Origin of the sequence: Sphingomonas sp., from assembly GCF_964263785.1 — a bacterium.
Lineage (GTDB): Bacteria > Pseudomonadota > Alphaproteobacteria > Sphingomonadales > Sphingomonadaceae > Sphingomonas.
The window spans coordinates 1-4673 of the sequence record NZ_CAXVWL010000033.1; the positions used below are offsets into that span (position 1 = coordinate 1).

Annotated in this window: 5 protein-coding genes; 2 read left to right on the forward strand and 3 right to left on the reverse strand. The window is 66.8% G+C overall.

Going from position 1 to position 4673, the window contains the following annotated elements; genetic code table 11:
* On the forward strand, positions 1–469 hold a 469-nt coding region (locus ACE5C1_RS04980), incomplete at its 5' end, for a cell cycle transcriptional regulator TrcR (RefSeq protein ID WP_374942961.1).
* Between the two features lie 200 nt (positions 470–669).
* Here ACE5C1_RS04980 and ACE5C1_RS04985 read toward each other — a convergent pair.
* The 3 genes from ACE5C1_RS04985 to ACE5C1_RS04995 all read right to left on the reverse strand — a co-directional run bounded on the left by ACE5C1_RS04985 (position 670) and on the right by ACE5C1_RS04995 (position 4233).
* Positions 670–1284, reverse strand: coding sequence for a glutathione S-transferase family protein (locus ACE5C1_RS04985; RefSeq protein ID WP_374942962.1), 615 nt, complete (start codon positions 1282–1284; stop codon positions 670–672).
* Between the two features lie 54 nt (positions 1285–1338).
* Positions 1339–2763: a dihydrolipoyl dehydrogenase gene (locus tag ACE5C1_RS04990; protein WP_374942963.1), complete on the reverse strand. Its 1425-nt coding sequence runs from the start codon at positions 2761–2763 to the stop codon at positions 1339–1341.
* Between the two features lie 90 nt (positions 2764–2853).
* Positions 2854–4233 (reverse strand): NAD-dependent succinate-semialdehyde dehydrogenase, encoded by a 1380-nt coding sequence (locus ACE5C1_RS04995; protein ID WP_374942964.1) that lies wholly within the window; start codon positions 4231–4233, stop codon positions 2854–2856.
* 246 nt (positions 4234–4479) lie between these two features.
* Here ACE5C1_RS04995 and ACE5C1_RS05000 point away from each other — a divergent pair.
* The coding region (locus ACE5C1_RS05000; RefSeq protein ID WP_374942965.1) for a transposase at positions 4480–4673 on the forward strand (194 nt) is incomplete at its 3' end.

A 4673-nucleotide genomic window follows, 5' to 3' on the forward strand; every position in this document is an offset into this window, starting at 1 on the left:
GCGGCTTCCCCCGCCCAAGAAGACGCGCGGCGCCCGCTACACCCCGCTGTCGCGGCGGCAGGACCGGCCCAACGCCATCCTGTGGCTGGTGCGCAACCATCCTGAGCTCAAGGACGCCCAGATCATGCGCCTCGTCGGCACCACCAAGACGACGCTGCAGGCGATCCGCGACCGCACGCATTGGAACTCCAGCACCCTGACCCCGATGGATCCGGTGACGCTCGGCCTGTGCACCCAGATCGACCTCGACTTCGAGGTGAACCGCGCCGCCAAGGACCGTCCGGCCGTCGCCGACGACCGCGGCCAGACGCTGGCGCCGGCCGAGACCACGACGGCGCGCCCCCGCGCCGCCACCGAGGAAGAGGTGTTCGGGTCCTCGTCCAAGGGCCGCCACGAGGACGAGGAAGACCTCGACCTCACCTCGGTCTTCTCCGGCCTGCGCGGCGGTCGGCACGACGACGACGAGTGATGGCGCTTCGGGCCGGACCCTCGGGTTCGGCCCGACTCCCCCGGAGGCCGGGTCGGCGAAGCTTCAGGGTGCCGACATGTAGTCTAGCCAGCTGCAGCGTCGCGGCCCCGGTGCCGCGACACACCTGTTATGGCACGGCGCCGGAACTTCGTGACACCAGGCGAAGGACCGAGTGGCGGTGTACGTCACGCCGGATCCGATCACAGCCAGATCGGACCACCGGCCTCCACGGCCCTGACCATCGCGGGATGCGCGCGAATACGGCCGAGATACCTGGCCAGCCGCGGATGTGCCTCGAGCGCACCTGTCGCCTCCGCAAGCGCCAGCAGGTAGCTCATCTGCATGTCGGCCAGCGTCAGCTGCGACCCCATCAACCATGGCCCGTCTCCAAGGCCCTGCGCGATATACGACAAGGGGCGGTCGACCGCGCTCGCAGCCTCGGATATCGCAACCTGATCCTCGACATTCTTCCTCGCTTTCAGCAGCGTGATGATCGGTGCCGCCGCACCGCTTTCGGCATAGTCCAGCCATTCGTCGTGGCGCGCATGGTCGTCGGTGTCGCGCGGCGGGGTTAGCGCGCCTTTGCCGTGGCGGTCATGGATCTGACGTAGGATCGCCGAGGATTCGGCGAGCACCAGATCGCCGTCTACGATCACCGGCGACTTGCCGAGCGGATGGACCTTCGCGAGCTCCGGCGGGGCGCGGAACGCCTCGGTCCGCGGGTAGGACACCAATTCATAAGGAACGCCGAGCTGCTCCAGCAGCCAGAGGACGCGGATCGAGCGCGAATAGGCGAGGTGATGGACGACGATCATGCGGGCAACGCCTGTCAATGATGGATTCCGGGATGGCTTCTGGACGCTGGGGGTTCAGCCGCCGGGGGTCGATCCCTCGTCCCGGTCACGCGGGAGCGGTAATCGCACCGTGGCGCAGATCTCGCGCAGAGCGGACTTCAGCCCCTCCTCGAAGGTCGGATGGTAGAAGGGCAGTTCGAGCAGCCTGGTCGCGGTCTCGCGGCGTTCGATCGCCCAGGCGATTAAATGGCCGATATGATCCATGCCGGGGCCGAGCAGCGTCGCGCCGGTCAGGCGACCGTCGGCGGGGTCGGCATAGAGGCGCACCAGCCCCGCGTTGCGCGCCTCGATCTTCGCACGCCCCTGGTCGTCATAGGCGGCGCAGCCGATCACGCTGTCCTTGTCGGCGGGTGCACCGACCGATGCGACGGGCGGGTCGGTGAAGGTGACCGCGAAGGCGACGCTGCGATCCGCCCGCTCGACCTTGGGAAAGGTAGCGGCGTTGCGACCGGCGATCGCGCCTTCGGCAGAGGCCTCGTGGAGGACCGGCCGGTCGGAATCGGCATCGCCGGCGATGAAGATTGAGCTGTCGCCGCAGCGCAGCGTCGCCCGGTCGAACACCGGCGTGCCGTGATCGTCGAGCGTCAGACCGATCGCGGCGAGATCCAGACCGGCGAGTTCGGGCGGCCTTCCCGCCGCGACGAGCACATAGTCGAACAGCGCCGACCCTTGCGATGCGCCGGTCCAGGACAGCGACACCTTGTCGTCCTGCATGGCGGCGGTCAGCGATACGTTCGAGTGGATTGGCAGCTCGCGGATCAGGATCGCCTGCAACGCCGCCTCGACCGCCGCGTCCGTCAGACCCGCCAGGGTATCGCCCCGATCGAACAACGCGGTCACGACGCCGAGCCGCGCGAGCGCCTGCGCCAGTTCGAGCCCCAGGGGCCCGGTGCCGATCACGGCGACGCTGCCGGGCAAGTCCGGGAGTTCGAAGATGCTCTCGTTGGTGAGGATGTGATCGCCCAGCCCGGCGAAGGTATCGGGAATGTGCGGGCGTGAACCGGTGGCGATGACGATCGTGCGCGCGGAGACGCGTCGCCCGTCGTCGAGCATCAGCGTGGTGGAGTCGGCGAACCGGGCGCGGGCGCGCACGCGAATGCCCGAGGGAATCGCCTCGATGGTGTCGATCGTCCCGGCGACGAAGGCGTCGCGTTCGCGGCGCACGCGTGCCATCACCGCGGCGCCGTCGATCACCGGGGCGGCGGCCTCGATGCCGAAAGTGCCGGCGCGTCGCACGCCATGGGCGGCGTGAGCGGCGGCAATCAGCAGTTTGGACGGCATGCAGCCGGCGGTCGCACAAGTGGTGCCCGCGAAACGATCGTCGATCAGCAGCGTCGTCGCGCCGGCCTTGCGCGCCGCGCGCTCGGCGGCGAGGCCGGCAGTACCGGCGCCGATGATCGCGACGTCACACGTCAGCTCGGATGAAATTGGTTCGGACATGATGCTGCTTTCGGACGAGGATCGGATACGACCGTCACGGATCGCATGCGGGTGGCCGGGCACCGCCGCACGGGCGGCGCCCGGCGCGGATCAACCGGCGACGACGACCAGCTTCTTGTTGACGAATTCCATGATGCCGAGATCGCCGAGTTCGCGTCCGAAACCGGAGCGCTTTACGCCGCCGAACGGCAGTTCGGGCATCGTGCCGGTCGCGGTGTTGATATAGACCATGCCCGTCTCGATCCGCGACGCCAGCGCCTTGGCGCGCTCGATGTCGCCCGCGAAGATCGAACCGCCCAGCCCGAAGCGGGAATCATTGGCCAGTGTGACGATCTCGTCGTCGGACTGCGCGACATAGACCTGCGCAACCGGGCCGAAGAATTCCTCGTAATAGGCCGGGTTTTCCGGTTTGAGGCCGGTGAGGATCGTCGGCTCGTAGAAATAGCCCTGACGATCGGCCCGCCTGCCGCCGAACAGGACGCCCGCGCCATTGGTCACGGCGTCGTTGACCTGCTTGTCGAGTCGATCGAGCGCCTCCTTGGTGCACAACGGCCCGAGCGTGGTTGCCGCGTCCAGCGGGTCGCCCAGCGTCACGCCCTGCATCGCCGCGGAAAAGGCTTCGGTGAAGCGGTCCGCGATCGCGGCGTGGAGGATGAAGCGTTTGGCCGCGGTGCAGACCTGCCCCGCATTGGCCAGCCGCGCCATCGCACCGACCTTCGCGGCCGTGGCGATGTCGGCATCGTCGAGCACGATGAACGCATCGCTGCCGCCGAGTTCCAGCGTCGCCTTCTTGAGCTGCGACGAGGCGCGAGCGGCGACCGCGCTGCCCGCCCGCTCCGATCCGGTCAACGCGACGCCCTGGACGCGGTCGTCGCCGATGAGGTCGGAGATCTGGTCGTTCGAGACGAACAGGTTGGCATAGACGCCCTCGGGCGCTCCCGCCTCGCGGACCAGCTTTTCGAACAGTTCGGCGCAATGCGGCACGTTTTCGGCGTGCTTGAGCATGACCGGATTGCCGACCGCCATCGCCGGCGCGACGACGCGGATGAGCTGATAGAATGGGAAATTCCACGGCTCGATCGCGACCAGCACGCCGATCGGCTGATGCTGGACCCAGGCGTCGCCCGCATCGCTCTTATAGGGGACGGGTTGCAGCAGCTCCCTGCCGCGCTCGGCATAATATTTTGCGATGCCCGCGCACAATTTCACCTCGTCATGACCCTGGGCGACGAGCTTGCCCATCTCCGTCGCCATCGCTTCGGCCAGTTCATCGGCATGGTCGATCAGCAATTCCGACAGGCGCGCCAGCACCGCGAGCCGGGGTTCGATCGGTCCCCGTGACCAGTCGGAGCGATAGGCGCCGTCGGCGGCCGCAAGCATCCGCTCGACTTGTTCGGGCGTGTGCGGGGTGTAGGTCTTGACCAGTTGTTCGGTGAACGGATTGATCGTGGCGTAGGTCGATGCAGACATGACTCTTCCTTTCCGGACATCGGCGTCCGGTTATGGGGGTTGCAGATGGGGTGAGGGGTGGCGCCTGGAGTCTGTCAGGCTGCAATGGGAGCGAAGCTCCATTGCAGCCGTTGGACAGAATCACATTTTAGAACTGGCGTGTGTCAGCAACAGCCTGACACACGCTAGGCGGTGTGGACTCTAAGGATTCTCATTTGGTGTGAAACGTGATTCGAGTCTGCTTTTTAGGAGGCGGTCTTGGGTGTCATGGATCGGCTTGTGTTGACCGATAGCGCGTGGGAGCGGATGGCTCCCCTTGTGATCGGACGTCCGGATCAAAAAGGCTCGACTGGTGTCAACAACCGCATGTTTGTCGAGGGGGTATTGTGGATCGTGCGGACGGGATCGCCGTGGCGCGATCTTCCGGAGGTGTTCGGCGATTGGAACAGCGTGTTTCGTCG